17 protein-coding genes are annotated in these 18356 nt (G+C 35.5%); 1 reads left to right on the forward strand and 16 read right to left on the reverse strand.

Translation table 11 applies throughout. The features are described 5' to 3' along the window. Nucleotides 1–307: 307 nt before the first annotated feature. The 15 genes from ABFR62_03935 to ABFR62_04005 all read right to left on the reverse strand — a co-directional run bounded on the left by ABFR62_03935 (nt 308) and on the right by ABFR62_04005 (nt 14622). The gene (locus tag ABFR62_03935; protein MEN8137561.1) at nt 308–2449 is read right to left on the reverse strand and encodes a T9SS type A sorting domain-containing protein; all 2142 of its coding nucleotides are present in this window, start codon (nt 2447–2449) and stop codon (nt 308–310) included. A 197-nt stretch (nt 2450–2646) separates the two neighbouring features. After that, complete coding sequence (locus ABFR62_03940) at nt 2647–3885, reverse strand: MFS transporter (protein MEN8137562.1); 1239 nt, start codon at nt 3883–3885, stop codon at nt 2647–2649. Further along, the gene (locus ABFR62_03945) at nt 3882–4205 is read right to left on the reverse strand and encodes a hypothetical protein (GenBank protein MEN8137563.1); all 324 of its coding nucleotides are present in this window, start codon (nt 4203–4205) and stop codon (nt 3882–3884) included. The genes ABFR62_03940 and ABFR62_03945 overlap by 4 nt, the downstream gene beginning before the upstream one ends. A 16-nt stretch (nt 4206–4221) precedes the next feature. After that, a complete protein-coding gene (locus ABFR62_03950) occupies nt 4222–4713 on the reverse strand; it encodes an N-acetyltransferase family protein (GenBank protein MEN8137564.1) in 492 nt (163 codons plus the stop codon). A gap of 3 nt (nt 4714–4716) precedes the next feature. Then, nucleotides 4717–5334: a class I SAM-dependent methyltransferase gene (locus tag ABFR62_03955; GenBank protein ID MEN8137565.1), complete on the reverse strand. Its 618-nt coding sequence runs from the start codon at nt 5332–5334 to the stop codon at nt 4717–4719. A 16-nt stretch (nt 5335–5350) separates the two neighbouring features. Further along, on the reverse strand, nt 5351–5701 hold the full coding sequence (locus tag ABFR62_03960; protein ID MEN8137566.1) for an antibiotic biosynthesis monooxygenase: 351 nt from the start codon (nt 5699–5701) through the stop codon (nt 5351–5353). A 71-nt stretch (nt 5702–5772) separates the two neighbouring features. Beyond that, nucleotides 5773–6339: an outer membrane beta-barrel protein gene (locus tag ABFR62_03965; protein MEN8137567.1), complete on the reverse strand. Its 567-nt coding sequence runs from the start codon at nt 6337–6339 to the stop codon at nt 5773–5775. Between the two features lie 685 nt (nt 6340–7024). Further along, on the reverse strand, nt 7025–8146 hold the full coding sequence (locus ABFR62_03970) for a rhodanese-like domain-containing protein (GenBank protein MEN8137568.1): 1122 nt from the start codon (nt 8144–8146) through the stop codon (nt 7025–7027). Nucleotides 8147–8223: 77 nt separating this feature from the next. Continuing rightward, a complete protein-coding gene (locus ABFR62_03975; GenBank protein ID MEN8137569.1) occupies nt 8224–8856 on the reverse strand; it encodes a rhodanese-like domain-containing protein in 633 nt (210 codons plus the stop codon). 80 nt (nt 8857–8936) lie between these two features. Continuing rightward, entirely contained in the window at nt 8937–9554 is a 618-nt protein-coding gene (locus tag ABFR62_03980) for a rhodanese-like domain-containing protein (protein ID MEN8137570.1), read from the reverse strand. Nucleotides 9555–9565: 11 nt separating this feature from the next. Beyond that, nucleotides 9566–10150, reverse strand: a complete 585-nt coding sequence (locus tag ABFR62_03985; GenBank protein MEN8137571.1) for a YeeE/YedE thiosulfate transporter family protein — start codon at nt 10148–10150, stop codon at nt 9566–9568. A gap of 76 nt (nt 10151–10226) precedes the next feature. Then, on the reverse strand, nt 10227–10745 hold the full coding sequence (locus ABFR62_03990) for a YeeE/YedE thiosulfate transporter family protein (protein ID MEN8137572.1): 519 nt from the start codon (nt 10743–10745) through the stop codon (nt 10227–10229). Between the two features lie 17 nt (nt 10746–10762). After that, entirely contained in the window at nt 10763–11758 is a 996-nt protein-coding gene (gene nrfD, locus ABFR62_03995; GenBank protein ID MEN8137573.1) for an NrfD/PsrC family molybdoenzyme membrane anchor subunit, read from the reverse strand. Nucleotides 11759–11836: 78 nt separating this feature from the next. Beyond that, nucleotides 11837–12370 (reverse strand): 4Fe-4S dicluster domain-containing protein, encoded by a 534-nt coding sequence (locus ABFR62_04000; protein ID MEN8137574.1) that lies wholly within the window; start codon nt 12368–12370, stop codon nt 11837–11839. Then, nucleotides 12370–14622 (reverse strand): molybdopterin-dependent oxidoreductase, encoded by a 2253-nt coding sequence (locus ABFR62_04005; GenBank protein MEN8137575.1) that lies wholly within the window; start codon nt 14620–14622, stop codon nt 12370–12372. The genes ABFR62_04000 and ABFR62_04005 overlap by 1 nt, the downstream gene beginning before the upstream one ends. A 530-nt stretch (nt 14623–15152) precedes the next feature. On the opposite strand from ABFR62_04005, the gene ABFR62_04010 reads away from it, so the two are divergent. Then, complete coding sequence (locus ABFR62_04010; protein MEN8137576.1) at nt 15153–15554, forward strand: hypothetical protein; 402 nt, start codon at nt 15153–15155, stop codon at nt 15552–15554. Between the two features lie 47 nt (nt 15555–15601). Here the strand turns inward: ABFR62_04010 and alaS are convergent, their stop codons facing one another. Beyond that, entirely contained in the window at nt 15602–18208 is a 2607-nt protein-coding gene (gene alaS, locus ABFR62_04015; protein ID MEN8137577.1) for an alanine--tRNA ligase, read from the reverse strand. Nucleotides 18209–18356: the final 148 nt, after the last annotated feature.

An 18356-nucleotide genomic window follows, 5' to 3' on the forward strand; every position in this document is an offset into this window, starting at 1 on the left:
AAATAACGTAGGTGTGCCGAATTATGAATGTATCTTCATGGATTAAGTTTTTAGACAATAAATATCCAATTCCTCACTACAATCATGATGTAGTGACGAAGAGATAACCAGGCAATTAGTGAACAAATCTCTGTGGCGGCTACGCCTTAAGTGTGGACCCCGCAGAGCTATTGTGAGCAGTCTCAGCAGGCAAAACTACAAGCGGATAGCCTGTCTGCCAATCCAGGCAGGCCGGAAAAGGCGCATAAAAATTAATTAAAAAAGCATGAAAATAGTAAGTGGATTTTATCACTTATTGTAGACAATTTTATCGGCTAATAATAAATTTAGTACTGATGATATCACTTTCAGTTTTCTCAATAATAATATAAATTCCATTGTTAAGATTAGAAATATCAATTTTATCTTCTAATACCTTAACTTTCATTCTCCTCCCGGAAATGTCAAAAATATCTATATCGTTAAAATTGTTTCTGTACTTTATGTATAAGTAATTGCCTCTTATAACAGGGTTTGGGTAAACAACAAGTTTGTTTTTGTGTTTTATAATCTGTGTTGCATCAATTGCCAAACGAAGTCCTCCTGACATATTTCCGATAATTATATCAGGGTATGTGTCATTGTTTAAATCGCCTGTGGTAACAGTAGCTCTTTCTCCTTCATCGTAGTTTAAATAATTGTCGCTAAATAATTCGAATGTAGCATCCTGACTTGTGGAAATATTTTTATAGGCATATGTAGTGCCTGTTTGTGTTCCCAGAATTAATAATTTTCCTGATTTTGGATGATTCATTATTGAGCTAGACAACCAGGCTCCCTGTACATCAATTCCAGAAAGATCAATATTTCCCCAATTGTCGGATATTAACTCAAAGCTAGGATTGCCTTTATCTCCTGTATTTAGAAAGAAGCTAAGTTTCCCCTTCTTGTTGCCAATAATTAGATCTAGTAATCCATCTTCATCAACATCTGTCAGATTCGGCATTGCACCGTTACCAACATCAATTCCTAAATAATTAAATTGTTTTATGTTGAAATCTCCATTTCCAATGCCTTCAAAATAATGTATCATTCCCTCAGATTCACCAATAATTACATCGGGAATTTCATCATCGTTCAAATCGCCAAAAGCGGGATATATATTTAGTTTATTGAATTGATCGAATTTGCCGTAGTTATCGCTTTTTAATTCAAATTTAGCTTTGTTTATGTTTCCTGTATTTTTATAAAATGCAATCTTCGATATATAACCGCCGCCATCCTTATAATAGCCATAGTTCCCAATCAGCAAATCTAATAATCCGTCACCGTCAATATCAAATAGATGTGGGTTTGATCCTTCTCCAACATCAATCATTTCATCCTGTAAAAAAGATTTGCTCTGCAGTTCAAAATGGGTATTACCGTTGTTGGATGTGTTTTTGTACCACCAAACGCTATTCGAGTTCATAGAACCTTTTATGGCAGGACTTGCAATTAGGTCTTCTTTCCCGTCATGTTCGATGTCGATCATAGAAAACCCCGGGAAATATTCAATGTCGATAGGAGTGGAGTAGTTGGGGAAATTATCATCCATCTCAGTCATTTGTGCATTAGCAATACTTCCATTATTGAATACCAGAGTAGCATTTTCGAAAGTTATATCACCAATGAGCATATCGGGTAACCCGTTTCCATTGAAATCGTGAACTAACAGTGATGATCCGGCATGCATTTTAATTTCTTTTCTCTTCGATAAAGAATTGGAACAAACGCTAAGTGTAACTGAATTGTTCATATAATTCTCAGCAAAACCTCCCCAGCAAACGGATTGTAAAGCAAAGTCTAATCCGCAGGGAGAGCGATTTTCGTGATATTCAACCGTAGAACCTTCGGGAATTGCACTTCCCAATCCGAAATTCAGAATATCGATGCTACCATCACTATTTATATCGGCAATTGCCGGGATGTCCTGATAAATTATGCTGAGGTTTACGTCGTATTCACTACCAATATCAGTTTTAATAGCTTCTTTGTACAGAATACCATTCGGCGTATTGTATTCAAATATAATTTGTTCAAATTCAAGTACTGATTCTGAACTTGTATTTTTCCATACTTCAATTCCTAATTTGTTATATGCGAAAATATCTTTTTTGCCGTCACAATTATAGTCTATGAGTTTAATCCAATTTTGAACAGGTGGAAAATTTATGGCATAGTCAGGAAAATATTTGTAGTCAATAATTTTTTCAGAACTCTGCTTTATGAACGGCATTATTCTATTCCCCGACCTGTCGAATACCAATAAATCATCAATATTATCATTGTTAAAGTCAAAGGTCTCTATCTGAATAAAATTTAAGCCTCCTGCCCAGGCACTATTTAGAATATCACCGTCTTTTGTAACTTCAATATCAATGTCGAAATTATATTCAGCTATTTCCTGACCAAAAATGTTAGTTGTCAATAACAAAGAACTGATAACTAGAATTAGGATGTTTTTCTTAACAGGTGGCATAAAACAAAGATAGAATAATTACTAAATAGGATGCTTTTGAATTTATGTTTCTTTTTACAGGTTACAGTATCTGTAAATGAGACCGCTTATTTAGTAGAACTTGAATTAATAAGCTTTGTTCATTAATACATTAGATCATTAACTTATTAAGCTCGGTTGTTGAAAAATGAAATAGAAACAGTAGAAACAATCAGTATTCCGCTTAAAACTATAAACGAAATTCCAATCCCAAAAATATCAGCCAATACTCCCAGTGAAAATGCAAGTGTGGCTGTCATAATGGTTTTTAGTTGTGACTGAACAGATATTACAGATGTCAAAATTTCGTTAGGGACATTATCAGAAACAAAACCTGTTAAAATAGGTTTGCGCAGGTTTTCGATAATATAAATTCCAATAAAAGCAATTAGAGAAATTACCCATAGATCATTTATAAAGAATATACCGCTTAAAACTCCGAACATAAAACCGGCGATAAGTGTAATGTAAGAGATATTATTTTTCCCTTTATCGGCTACCAATCCGGCAAACTGGGAAGCTCTTGAGGTTAACAGGTAGATAATAAAGTAAATTACTCCAACTATTATTCCATTTTTCTTATTCTGGTCAATATCCATCATGAAAGGAATAATCAATGCTATGTTGATCATTAAAGGCTGTATGTAGTCTTTAACGGCTTTCAGGTAGGCTGAATGTAAGGCTGAAGTGTTGATTATTTTTAAAACATTTGGTTCCTTTATTATTTTTATAAAGGTTGATAGGGTTAGCCTTATTTTGCCGCTTTTTTTATTTTTCTTGCTGCTGATAGAAACATTCAGTTCTTCAGGATAAGAGCCCACAAGAATTAGGTTTATTAAATATGGGATAATCGAAAATAAAAATATATACTGATAAGATCCGGTAAAAAAAACTAATCCGCCGGCAATCAATGAAGATATTGCGGATCCTTTTTGTGAACAGGCCCGGGTATGTCCGTAATAATTTATTTTCTGATCGGACCAGCTATTTATTTTCAGGTAGTCCATTATCATTCCTTTATGTGTTCCTGATCTAAAAGCATCACCAACACCATACAAAACAAAGGCAATTAAGAATAACCAAAAATCAGAAGATAAGTAGAATACAATAAACGAAAATATATAGGCGATAAATGATGCCATCAATGCACTTTTTCGGCCGTAAGAGTCAGCAATAATTCCTGATGGAATTTCCAGAAGATTAATGATAATTTCGCGAACGGCGTATAAAATACCTATTTCGGTATATGGAAGTCCCTTGTCTAATAAATATAAAATAAAGAAGGCATCGAAGAAACGCAGGTTCTTTAAAAACCCGTAGAAGCAAAATTTGTAGTATTGTTTGTTTTTTATTAACGTTGACATCATTCACTGTCATTAATTTTGCACAAACAGTCTGCAATAACAACTTCCCCCACCATGCAGGTGCTCATTGCATCTGAATCGTGATAGCTAATTTCTACCTTGTCACCGTCTTTAAAATCTTTACCAAAACTATCAAGGTTTATTACTTCAAGCTTTTTGTCGTTTTCTAACTCAATAATCAAAGTGCATCCGTCAAGACCCGTATAATCTTTTATTATTCCTACTTCTGCATTATCACAGCAGCTTTTTTTATCACAGGTTGAAGCAAAGAGTAATAGAACAAAACTGACTATTGCAAATTTCTTAATAATATGATTAGTCATAATAATTAGTTTAGAATTATAATATCAACTGCCAGCATCCAACATCAATGTACTTATCAAATTTTTTCCCTATTTCTCTAAAATGGGCAACTTTCTCGAAATTCAATTTTTCGTGAAGTGCTACCGATTCATCATTAGGAAGACTGATTAGCCCTAGAATTGAATGAAATTTTTGCTTTTTTAGTTCTTCAATCAGATTATTATAAAGCATTAGACCATAACCTTTACCGTGAAATCCATTTTTTACATACACAGTACCTTCTACGCTTTTGTTGTATGCGCTTTTATTCTTCCACTGACTGGCGTATGCAAATCCAACAACAGATCCATTTATTTCTAGAATATACCAAGGGTAAAGTGCCGTGATAGTTGATATTTTGATTTTAATATCGTCAAGTGTTTTTTTATTTTCATCGAAGGTTACAATCGAATTGGAAATATAAAAATTATATATTTTTAAGATATCATTTGCATCACCCGGTTTTACACTTCTTACTTTAACCATCATCAATTATATTTCAACTATATACAAACCACTTCCATATTTCACTTTTACACTTTCAACTTTTGTAAACTGGTTTTTTAGTTCATTACAAATATTTTGTTTGAAGTGTTTATAGTCGCTGCGCTCCAAAAATTCCAGAATTCTTATGAAGTAAGGTGTTCTGCCAATAAAATCATGTAGAACAATATATCTTTTTGAAACCCTTTTCATTTCCGAAAGCATCTTTTCCCTTCTTTCCTGTGTAACTCCATGTATAACAAACGAAGCCGTAACAATATCGAAGGAGTTATCTTTTATCTGATGAAGATTTTCTGCATCGGCAGTCATAAAGTTAATTTCAGGGAAATTATTTCTGCTTTCCTGTATCATTTTATCGGCAAAATCAATACCCGTAACTTCTCCGGCACCACCGTCTTTATATACTGAAGACCAAACACCTGTACCACTTCCTATATCCAGGACTTTCATGTTCTCGATACTGATTTTTGATTTTAATACCTCGATCACTTTTGAATAGTTTACTCCAAGTTGATGATTCATCTTTGAGTAAATTGGAGCGATGAGGTTGAAGATAAATTCAGCCCGTTTGTTTTCGTCTTTGGAGAAGTAGTGTTTAAGTTTCATCGTTACTGGTTACTGGTTACTGGTTGCTGGTTACTGGTTGCTGGTTACTGGTTGTTTCAAAACTATATTCATTTTCGATTTTAGCGATCTTTATATTGTAATTTTTATACCAAAGCGATTTTCCTTTTTTCTGAGCTTCTTTATGTTCGATGTTTTCTTTCCACTTTTTTATAGAATCTAAGTCTTTCCAGTAAGAAACAGTTATACCGATATGTTCGCGTGCAGAATCTACCGAAATAAATCCATCTTGTTTCTGAGCTAATTCCATCATTCTATCTGCCATTTTGGAATATCCATTATCGCCGGAGGTTCTTACTGATGTGAAAATTACAGCATAATAGGGGAGTGGATGTGGTTTTTGCTTCATAATGCAATATAACAAAAAAGCCGCGCTAAATGAATAGCGCGACTTTTATATATCAAAATCTTATTTATGTCTTAAAAATGGTATAATAAAGAAAAATTGATAGCTGTGAAATCAACATTTAAATTGAATTTAGTATCAGGGTCATTTTGATTTTCAAATTTAGATGACTGGTAACCAACTCTTCCAACTGTCGTAGATATTGACCATTGTGGAGTAAACCAATATTGGACCCCCGGAGAAACACCTATACCCCATGCGCTATAGCTGCCGAAATTATCATCTGTAGTGTCATTGTCTCCTCCTGCAATTGCAATATAGGCATCGCCATAGAGCGAAAATTTGTCAGTAACCGGCATATAGTATCTGAAGTATGGTATAAGAGCCCATCCGCTGGTGTTACTCCCTCCTGACAGCTGTAGAGTGCCACCTATAGCCATGTTTTCGTTGATCATCATTCCAAAACTTGGAGCTAAAGTAAATATACCATCACCATTAGTTGAAGTGTAATTTATCCCTCCTCCCAACCACATAGTTGTAGAATTAGAACTTGTGTTTGATTGTTGAGTTTTTTGATCTTCCTGAGCCTGAGCTCCCGACATAATAACTAATCCGAATGCAATTAGGAATAATTTTTTCATATTTTAATGATTTTTACATTTTGACTATCACTTTAAAGCGTGACAGGTATGGAATCCTCTTTTATTATCACTGCAGTTGTTTTTAGCTCCGCATTTCTGAGGATTTCATATTTATGAAATTAAGTTAGTTTAAAATGTGCTATTTAGTACAGCACCAGATATGGCTAATATATTAATTATTTAAGGAGATGTTATTTGAGAATAGAAAAGGGTGTTTTGTCTATGTGCTTTAAAATAAAACCATTGGTGTTGGCAGGATAATATTAACTTAATAGGATGGTAGGTTTTTTCTGTACTCTTTTTTCTTAGTGTCTTTTGATAAGTATGATGTATGTATTACCAATTAAATTTCAAGATGCACTGTTAGATTTGAAGTGTAGTTCTTTTTTACGAGTATTAAATCTTTTGCATAGCATGGCTATTGAAGAGATTTTATGTGAAGTAAAAATGGATTACACAAAAAAGATAATGTGCATTAGCTGCGCTGAATCTAAAGGTTTTTGATGTTTATTTGGTATAATATTGAACTGACAGAGATGGGATTAATTATAATTAATGGAGTATAAAAAAGCCACGCTGTCAGCATGGCCTTTTCTGTCTGTCAAAACAATGAGGCTATAAAGATTATTAAATATAAGGTATATAACAGCCGCCTCTCAGCCATTATTTTTTTTAAGGATATTATTTATCCACAACCTCCGGAAACAGCTTTTTTCTTACGTTTTACTGCTTTTTTCTTTTTTGTAGGTTGAGCTTTAGTAGCAATATTGCTTGCCTTGGCATTAGTAGGATTTTTACCTTCTATCATTGGGTAAGCGTTAGCTACTGCACTTGAAGTAAATCCTGCCCATCCTTTATCAACTAAAGTTGAATTCATGAAGCTGTTTGCTCCATAAGCGATAGTTTTTGCATCGTAACCCAGCATTCTCAAGTATGCAACAGTTGAAGCTGCATTTTGTCCTGTATAACAATAAACAACAATCGTTTTATCTGTTGGCAAGGTATTTAATGCACCATCAAGCTTTAGATCTTTCTTTGGAGTGTATTGTACAGCACCTTCTATGTGTCCGGCATCATATCTGTCTTTTGGCCAGTAGTTGATGATGTAGAACTTCGAAGGGTTTGCAAATACTTCATCAGCACTGATTTTAGCAACTTTGAATCCCTGATTAAAAATAGTTTGTGCTCTCTCTTCCAAAATTGAAGAAGCCAACTGTCTTTCTGATTTTATTTCAGGAAATTTACCTGCTTTAGCTTTTGTATTGTTTTTTGATTCCAGTTTATTGGCAAATTTATTGGAAACGGCATCTGACCAATAATTAGTGTTTTCATTGCTCCAGGCATTCATTCCGTATTTCATAGAATAAACATTGTTGTATCCTATTGTACGAAGAGCTCCTGCAGCAAAAGCAGCCGTTTGTCCCGTTTTACATGTAAAAACAATTTTTTTGTACGCATTTGCAGATACATTGTTTTTCATATAATCAACCAGAGAATCAAGTTTTACATTTAAAGCTCCGTTTACATGACCTTCTTCGTATAAATCTTTGCTTCTTAAATCAATTACCAAATAATCGCTAAGGTTTTCATAAACTTCATCGGCCGAAATAATAGTCGGGCCATTCGAAACAACATATTCTCCTGTTGCTTTCAAAAATTTGTGGGTGATTTCGGTAGGATTAACAGCTTCTTTCTTTATAGTAAGCTCATTAAGTCCTTCACCCGGAATACAAACTTCCTCACCACAGCTGGTTAGCAGAGCCGCTGAAAGAGATAGAAGGAAAAATATTTTATTTAAGTTTTTCATTTTTTTAATGCTTTAGGCTTTAAGCAATATGCTATAGGCGTCTTATTGCCTATAGCTTACAGCTTATAGCATTTTTGTTATCCACATCCGCCTGAAACGGCTTTCTTTTCACGTTTTACAGCTTTTTTCTTAGGCTTAGGAGCTGAGGAACTTGGAGCAACGCTTCCTGCACCGGCAGTTTCGGCAACAACCTTAGCATAATTATAACGTGCTTTTTCGTCGTTATAAACTCCTGTGCGCATTCCAAAATCACGCATTAAGAATCCTTTCGCATACTTACATCCTCCAAGAGCTACTTTTAGGTTTTTAAAACCAAGTTGTTTCAAAAGTAAAAATGTAGCTACCGCCTGTGATGAATCTTCACCAAATAAGATTAATATTTTTTTATCCTGATTAAGCTGTAGCATATTTTCGTTACACAAAAACTTTTTGGATAAAGGGATATTAGTGGCATGAGGTAAGTGCGACTCAATGAATTTATGAGCACTTCTTATGTCAATAAACTCATAGTTTACAGTGTCTTTTAAAAGTACAATGTCAGCAAATTCTTCTTCGCTTAGAGCAAATTTAGAATTAGTTTTCCCCCCGTTTACATAGAAATTCAGAATTTCTTCGGGCGATAGAACATAATCTTGTTTTACCTCTTCTTTACAACTTGTAAACGAAGATGCAAAAACAAGAAATAATAATATTTTACTTAAATTTTTCATCAACTATAATGTTTGATGTTTGGTGTTTGATGTTTGGTGTTCAATTTGGAACCTCAAACTTCAAACCTCAAACAATTTATTTATCCACATCCACCGGAAACGGCTTTTTTCTCACGCTTTACTGCTTTTTTCTTCGGTTTTGGAGCCGATGCATCTGCTGCAGGAGTTGCGCTGCCACCCCCAAAATAAGCCTGAGCCCCTTTTCTGAATTGATATAATTCGTCGTTTACAACATCAAAGTTTCCTTCGTATTTTGGACGTAATATTTTTTCAACCCATTCGTTAAGGCCGCCTCTCATTATGTAATTGTTTTTATACCCTTTTCTGGTAGCTACCATCAGAGCTACCATAGCATCTGTAGAACCATTTGAATAAAAAACGGTATTGTAAACTTCCTGATTTACATAATCCTGGTTAGCTTCATCTAATAATTTTCCAAGGGGAACGTTTACTGCTCCGGGTAAAGAAAATTTACTGAACTCTTCCTCCGAGCGTACATCCACAAGCTGTAACAATGGATCGTTCGAGATTAATTGTTCAGCAACTTTATCAACGCTATAATAATTTTCGTTTCGCTCTAAAGTTCTTACTAAGTTTTCAGGTTCTATTTCGTTATTCGGAACAAACACCGAAGTGAATGCAAGGAATAAACTTATAGCAATAAGAACTGTGGCAAAAAATGTTTTTCTAACTTGCATCTGGTTAAGTATTAATATTCAACATTTTTAATGTTTTGCTTGATCTTAGAAACCACCACAAATGTAATGATAGAGAAGACCGAAAAGATCAAAATCATTACTCCCAGTGGTAATCCAAATACATCAGACAACTGTAATACTCCTAAATTTGAAGTAGTTCTGAATTCCATCCAAAGAGTTTCGAAAGACATAGTATAAAAGAAAATTCCTCCGAAAATACCTCCTACAAATGCCAGTGCATCTAATTTTCCAATTGCTGCTGCACATACACTTGTTCCCGGACAAAATCCGCCGATTAAAAATCCTAATCCCATAAAAATTCCTCCTACTACTGTAGGCCAAAGGAAAGTTGTAGGGACGTAAATCGATCCATAATCAACATAGCCTAAATGGTTAAAAAGAAGAATGCCTGTTGATGCAGTAACTGCAGCTGTAAAAAATACTTTTATAACCGTAAAATCGTATCCGTAGAACAATCCTACAATTTTTCTGGAAGTTGAAAAACCTGCAGCTTCAAGTATAAAACCGAATCCTATACCTATAATGAAAGCCCAAAGCAGATCAAATTCACTTCCAGGTGTTATTAATGGTGACATAATTTATATTTTTTGCTATCGGTTGCCAGTTGCCGGTTTTTATTCTTTGAACCACCAACTTTACACCAATATTTTGTTAAACCCAATATTTTTTAAACGCCCAGGCCAGAGAGTAGCCTACTCCGAAAATAACTCCCACTACAAGGAAACCTGAAACCGACATTACTGCCATACCGCTTAATCCTGCTCCCGAAGTACACCCTCTTCCTAGTTGAGATCCAATTCCAAAGAATATCCCCCCAATAATTGCCATAACAATTCTTGTTTTAGAAGTAATTTTTGGTGAATGTTCAACTTTTAAGTTGAGACGTCCGGCTAGAGCTCCTGAAATTATTGCACCCGCAATAACTCCGATTATTTCAAAAACCAACCATGCTTTTAGTGGTGAGTGCTCAGCTCCGGCATATTTACCAAAGAATGCTGATGATTCTGCAAATGCAGGAGCAAACTTAACAACTCCTGCTGCAATAATATCTTTAAACGCACCACTGGCTCCCGTACCTTGTCCGGTAATTATAAAAGAAGCCATGATTATTAATCCCAGTAGCACTCCGGCTAAATAAGGATTCATATATTTATTTTGTGTATCAGACATTTTTTCTTTCTGTTTTTTTATTGGAAGAAATATTTCGAGAACTGTCCTGCATCAACCATAACGAAACGGAATATTGCACCTCCAAGAATAATAAAGAACGCAGGAATAGCGATAGGAACTTTATATCCTAATAATTCCATTGATTCTAAAACAGCGGGGAATAATAATCCCATTCCAACTACTCCTACCCAGAAAACAACAGTGTATGGCCCGCCAAGGAAAAGAGCTGCAGCATCCATTGAAGCCGATGTACCTGAACTTAAGCCCATAAACATGTGTGTAATCAGGAATAATTCTACAGCTATCAACCATAAATCAATTCTACTAAAACGCACTTTCTCGTAGTGGTCGTATGCCATCCACATGATAGTTGCAGCGGCAGTAGATATTCCTGAAGTTAAGAATAAAGGCCCGAGAATTGCGGTATTCCATAATGGACGCGCATTAAAGGCAGACAATAAAATACCGGTATAAACACCGAGAATTACCGATAAAATTATGTTAGCCCATGCAATTGCTTTTTGATTTTCTTTAAACCAGCCCATGATAGTTTTGGTAAAGTCAAAATCATTTATAAGCTTCTCGAGCCAGTCAATAATTTCATAGATAACAATATTCCTGTTCCAAAAATATTTTTTTAAATCGTCTAAGTATAATAATGGCCAAATAACAGATAATGGCATTACAACACCTAATGTCCAGGCTCCCCACGACATTGGAGAGTCTAATCTGATAGTTGTGTATAATTGCCAGAAATAAAGCTTGTGCTTTAAATCCAGTAATAGGAATATCAAACCTAATACAATTGCTATTGGGGCAATAAACGGTGCGATTTTAACAGCCGTTGGCATTTGATCCTCTTTCCCTCTTAAGTAGTAAAAAGAGGCGAAGAAAACCAATCCTGCAGCTAGTCCCCCAAGGAATAAGTAGGCAGGAATTTCCCAGTGCCAGGCATTAACCACCGGGTCAATGTTTAGCATGTCCCTACCGCTTGTGAATAATCTTTCTTTCATCTTATATTTTAATTGTTGTTTGTAGTTTGGTGTTTGGTGTTCAACATCGAAGCTCAAACCTCAAACCACAAACAGTTTTTATGTTAAGAAATAAACTTGTGGTTTAGTACCTGCTTCTTCTGCGTTTACTTTCCATTTTCTTGTTTTCAGAAGTTTTGTAATTGGTGATTCGGAATCATCTAAATCGCCAAATGTTAAAGCTTCGGTAGGACAAACAGAAACACAAGCTGTAGTATCTCCTGCTTCAACTCTGTGGTCGCAGAAAGTACATTTATCTACATATCCATCAGGGTGGAAATAACGGGCATCGTAAGGACAGGATTCTATACAAGCGCCACAACCGATACATTCTTCGTGAGTAACTTTTACAATTCCTCCTTCGATAACGTGACTGGCACCTGTAGGACAGGTCCTGACACATGGAGTATCTTCACAGTGATTACATCTTTCTGAACGGATTTCAAGATCCAGTAGTGGATATGTACCATCTACATTCTCTACTATCCAATCTCTACAATATCCTTCAGGAACATTGTTCTCAGTTTGACATGCAACTACACAGTCCGCACATCCGACACATTTTTTTGTGTCCATTGCCATTGCATACCTCATTATACTTGCTCTTTTTTGTGTGGATTTTCAGTTAAAAACGTTACAAAGTTTCCGCGCATTCCGGTACCTCCGGTAACAGGGTCGATTTTGTATGATGATATCATTTCAGAATCCGATGCACCTTTACCGTAAGCTCTTGTAAGCTTTTTGTTTTTGTGCCCGAAACCATGTACCATAAATACTGAGTCGTGACGTATTCTTTCTGTTACCCTGATTTTGATTGGGAAAGTAGAAATTACTCCATCCTGGTTTTGTAACCAAATCTCCTGACCCGATTTGAAATCCCAGATCTTAGCAATTTTTGGATTGATCCAAATATTGTTTTCATCCATTAAATCGTTCATGTTTGGCGAGTTGATAGTACGACCAAATGTGTGCATAGGTGCACGACCGTAAATCAATCTGTAGAAACCATCCTCGGGCTGAGCGTGATCTGTATATTTAGGCATAGGATCGTAACCCATTGCTTCCAGATCAGTAGAATAAAGTTCTATTTTACCCGTATTGGTGTTGAAGAAATAATCTTCACCATCATCTAAGTATAGTTTCTTTTTCTTGTCAAATAGTTTTACTCCGATCTGTTTCATCTCATCTAAAGAAGATCCAACCTTCTTAAACTGCCAGTCTAAAACCTCTTCGTAAGTTTCCCACTTGTAGTAATCTTCGAGTCCAAGTTTCAGTCCAAGTTCGCGACACATCCACCATGCAGGTTTTGTATCCCATTTTGGCTCAGCTGCCGGCATACGAAGAGCTATGTTTGGTACACGGTGTTGTGCAACACGTGCAACATCATATCTTTCTAAGTATGTAGCCTCCGGTAATATAACATCAGCATAACCTGTAATTTCCATTGGCATAGTATCAACTACAACAACTAAATCGAGGTTTTGTAATGCTTTTATTGTTTTTTCCTGATCAGGTACAGACTGAATTAAGTTGGTTGCAACAATAAACCAACCTTTATACTCGTGTCCGTATTTTTCTTTTGCTCCGGGTAAAGATGCTTCTCGGATTACGTTAGTAACTCCGGCGATAGCTCCTTTATACCCATCCTTTTTAGTCAGGTCTTTCCATGTCCAGTGTGGATGTGGATATTCGGGATGCGGGTAACTGGGAAGTTTTGCCTTCTCAGCAAAATAATAACCTCCTTTTTTACCGTAAGAACCTAATAAAGCATTAAGAATAGCAATTGATCTCATACGTTGAGTATCATCACCATACCATGCTGTATGACGTCCCGGGTGAATAATTACCGATGGAGCAGCCTTAGCCATTTCGTAAGCAGACTTGCGAATGTCTTCCGGCTTTATATCAGTTTTAGTATATGCCCATTCAGGCGTATATGAAGCAACATGAGCTTTTAGTTCGTCGAAACCATAAGCATATTGTTCAACGTATTTTTTATCATATAAATCTTCGTAGATAATCACGTGCATCCAAGCCAACAATAATGCTATGTCGGTTGAAGGACGGATAGGAAGCCAGTGTTTTGATTTACTCGCAACAGTTGAGAAACGAGGATCAACAGTAATGATAGAAGCTCCACGGTCTATTGCGTGAGAAACCTCCTGAACATAACCATTGTGCATGTTTTCGCCAATGTGGTTTCCAATAAGAACCAAACATTTTGTGTTTTTTACGTCAGTAGGTTCCGGTGAAGAAAGTCCCGCTCCGTATGTGTTGATGAAACCAGCCTCTCTTGTAGCCAAACATTGCGAAACAGCAGGTTTAGCTTCAGATTTCGAACCAAACGACTTGAACAGGTGTTTGAAGTGTGGTCCGGCTGTACCGTGGTGCATCAAGGCCATTGCTTCAGGTCCGTGTTCAGCTTTGATTTTATTCATCTTTTTAACGATGTAATCAAAAGCTTCATCCCATTCTACTTCTTTGAATTCCTGCTTGCCGGGATCACCAACGCGCATCATTGGTTTTTTTAACCTGTCGGGATCATTGTAGATTCCAACCCCCGCAGTACCTCTTGGACATAGACGTCCGTTTGAGTTTGGATCGTCTTCGTTTCCAATGATTTTTTGGATGTTACCATCTCTGTCTTTGTAAACCCATCCGGCACAGTTCCAGAAACAAACTTCGCAAACTGTAGGGGTTCTTTCAGCATTAGATTCTAATAATGGGGCTACTGAATCCTCCATAAAACTTGGAACCCATGTGAACATAGATGAAGCAGCCAGTACTCCCCCCGTTCCCATTGCCGAAGTTTTTATAAAATCTCTTCTATTTACATTTTTACTCATCAGTCGGTGTTTTAAATTCTGATGTTAATTTTGTTTTAATCTGAGTTATTAAGTGAAAATGTTACTCATTTAATAATTTCCATATAAAAATATTTACTCTGTTATACTGGTACTGTGATAATAGTCACTTTTCAATGTGATAAAATGACTTTTTATATGTGTTGTTCCTTAAGCCTAATGTTTATTAGGGAATTCATGATTAATAATTTATTTAGAATGTTTCTTAATTTGTTTGAATGCGATAAAATACACATGTAGATATGTTTTTAATCATGAATTCTATCTATTTAGAATCAGTTGAAATAAAAAGATGAAGTAAAACATGATGACGAGTGATAATTGAAGGTGTTAAAACATGATCTAGCGCATGGAAAATGATGAAGTTTCCTAAAATCCTTCTCCGTGAACAAAAAAAGGTGCTAATTTTATGATAATGAATATCTTTTATTAGAAGTATTAGCTTATTTTTTATTTAAAGATAATGGTAAGGATACTTTTTTTAAATTTGTGAGGAACCAATTTGTATGTGTATGAACTTTAATAAGCTAATAAAGAGTACTATATTTTTTCTGATAGTTTTTAGTTTATCATCATGTGTTGATGATGGCGATATTGAGGAAGATATAGCAGGAAAATATGTAGGGACATGGGATTATAATGACCGTGTACTTGCAAAGAAATTTGGGGCCGCCAGTGTCGAAATAGAGCGGGTAGGCGAGAGCCTGGATGAAATATATATTTATAATTTTCACAATTTAGGACAGAGTTCGAAAACAAGATTTATGGTTTATGATCATGAGCTTGAAATTACAAGTACTACAGTAGAAGGTCTCTCAATTGAGGGCAGTGGAAATTCGAATTATAATTATGATGAAATAACTATTTTGTACGATTATGATGGAGACAGTTTCGAAGCTATATTAACCAGATAACAAAAAAGAGGCCATCGGCCTCTTTTTTGTTTTTATAAATGATCTTTTTAATTAAAATAATCTTTGGCTTTTTCAAGTGCCGCTTCAATACCTGCAGGGTTCTTACCACCTGCTGTAGCAAAGAAGGCCTGGCCGCCTCCGCCTCCCTGGATTTCTTTTCCGAGTTCACGAACCATTTGTCCGGCATTTAGTCCTTTACCTTCAACAATATTTTTCGAAATCATTATCGTTAAAATTGCTTTGCCATTATTATCAGCTCCGTAAATCTGGAAGAGGTTTTCTTCTTCGCCATTCAACTCAAATGCTAAATTCTTTATTGAGCCTGCATCTAAATCAACTTTAGCTGCGATGAATTTTACTCCGTTTATTTCTGTTATGGCATTTTTAAGGTTTTGCTTCAGTGATTTAGCTTTTTCCTTAATCAACTCCTCAACCTGTTTTTTCAATGCTGAATTTTCATCCTGCAAAGTAATTATAGATTTAACAGGATCTGTTTTACTTTTAAGCGAATCTTTGATTTCGTTTAATAATGAAATTTGCTCCTTATAATAGTTTTCTGCCTTGATTGAAGTAACGGCTTCTATCCGTCTTATTCCTGATGCAATTGCGCTTTCAGAAAGTATTTTTATCGACCAGATTTCGCCTGTGCTTTGCACGTGTGTACCACCACAAAGTTCTATTGAATCACCAAATTTAATTGTACGAACTATATCACCATATTTTTCTCCGAATAATGCTAAAGCACCATCGTTAAGAGCTTCCTCAGACGAAATTTCTCTTTTTTCGACCAAAGGTATATTTGCCGAAATCAAATTGTTAATATAATTCTCTATCTCTTCCAATTCATCTTCACTTAGTTTTGAAAAATGAGAAAAATCGAAGCGTAAATGATCTGCATTTACCAAAGAGCCCTTTTGTTCTACATGTACACCAAGTACTTTACGAAGAGCATGGTGCAATAGGTGAGTGGCTGAGTGGTTACGTGCCGATAGGTTTCTTACTTCGGGGTTTACCTTTGCAATGTGTTTTCCGTCCAGGTTTTTCGGTAATTCTTTTGTGATGTGTATAGTTAAATTATTCTCCTTTTTAGTGTTGATTACGTAAACTACCTCATCGCCAAGTTCTAATGTTCCTTTATCTCCAACTTGTCCTCCTCCTTCGGCATAAAAAGGAGTTTTATTTAAAACAATTTGGTAGAAAATATCTTTTTTCGATTTAACTTTTCGGTATTTTAAAATTGAAACTTCTGCTTCCAGATTATCGTAACCGACAAATTCAACATCATCACCTTCATAAATTACAATCCAATCCTCAGTATCAATTTTAGAAGCAGCTCTGGAACGCGATTTCTGTTTTTCCATTTCTATTTGGAAACCTTCGCTGTCGAGTTCTAAATCGTTTTCCTTCAGGATAAGGGCAGTAAGGTCGATAGGGAATCCGTAAGTATCGTAAAGTTCAAATACTTTTGCTCCTTCAACAATTCCTTTTTCGGTTTCTCCAACAATCTGATCAATTCTTTTTAAACCTTGCTCTAATGTTCTCAAAAAAGAAAGTTCTTCTTCTTTAATTACATTTTTTATGATCGATTCCTGTTTTCTTATTTCAGGATAGAAATCGCCCATTTCATTAACAAGTACATCTACCAGTTTATAAATAAATGCACCTTTTATTTCTAATGTAGAGAAACCGTAACGAATAGCTCTACGCAAAATTCTTCGAATTACATATCCCGCTCCGGTATTACTTGGCAACTGGCCATCTGCAATAGAGAAACTCACAGCTCTTACATGATCGGCAATTACCCGCATTGCTATATCAGTTTCTTCACTGTCGCCAAAATCGAACTTCGATAATTCATCTATAACATTAAGTAAAGGAGTGAAAATATCGGTTTCGTAATTAGACTGTTTTCCCTGTAACACCATTGCCAAACGCTCGAATCCCATACCTGTGTCAACATGTTGGGCAGGCAGGTTTTCGAGAGAACCATCGGCTTTTCTGTTGAATTGCATAAATACCAGATTCCAAACTTCAATAACCTGTGGATGATCCTGGTTTACAAGATCTTTCCCTGATATTTTTGCTTTTTCTTCTTTAGAACGAATATCAACGTGGATTTCGGAACATGGGCCACACGGACCCTGAGCTCCCATTTCCCAAAAGTTATCCTTTTTGTTTCCGTTTATAATTCTGTCTTTCGAAATATGTTTTGTCCAAATGTTGTATGCTTCCTGATCAAATTCCAGACCTTCTTCTTTGGCCCCTTCAAAAACACTTACATAAAGACTGTCTTTATCAATTTTATAAACTTCGGTCAATAATTCCCATGCCCAATCTATTGCTTCTTTCTTGAAATAATCGCCAAACGACCAGTTTCCCAGCATTTCGAATAAGGTATGGTGATATGTATCAACCCCAACTTCTTCCAGATCGTTGTGTTTTCCCGAAACTCTTAAGCATTTTTGAGTATCGGCAATTCTTTTCGAAACAGGAGTGCCATGCCCAAGGAATAAATCTTTAAATTGATTCATTCCTGCATTAATAAACATTAATGTCGGGTCATCTTTAACTACTAATGGAGCCGATGATACTATTTTATGTTCTTTCTTCTGGAAATAATCCAGGAAAGTCTTTCTTATTTCTTGAGCCTTCATATAAAGAAATTCTTACGTCAAATTGCTGAAAATACTTTCAATTGTTATATCTTAGTATTAAAAATAATTAAAAAAATTAGAGTATATGTATTTGAAAGTGAAATATTTACACTCTTGCTTGTTTGTGAGTAAAATTGTTTGTAATGCC

It is taken from the genome of Bacteroidota bacterium (genome assembly GCA_039714315.1).
In the GTDB taxonomy this organism is placed as follows: domain Bacteria; phylum Bacteroidota; class Bacteroidia; order Flavobacteriales; family JADGDT01; genus JADGDT01.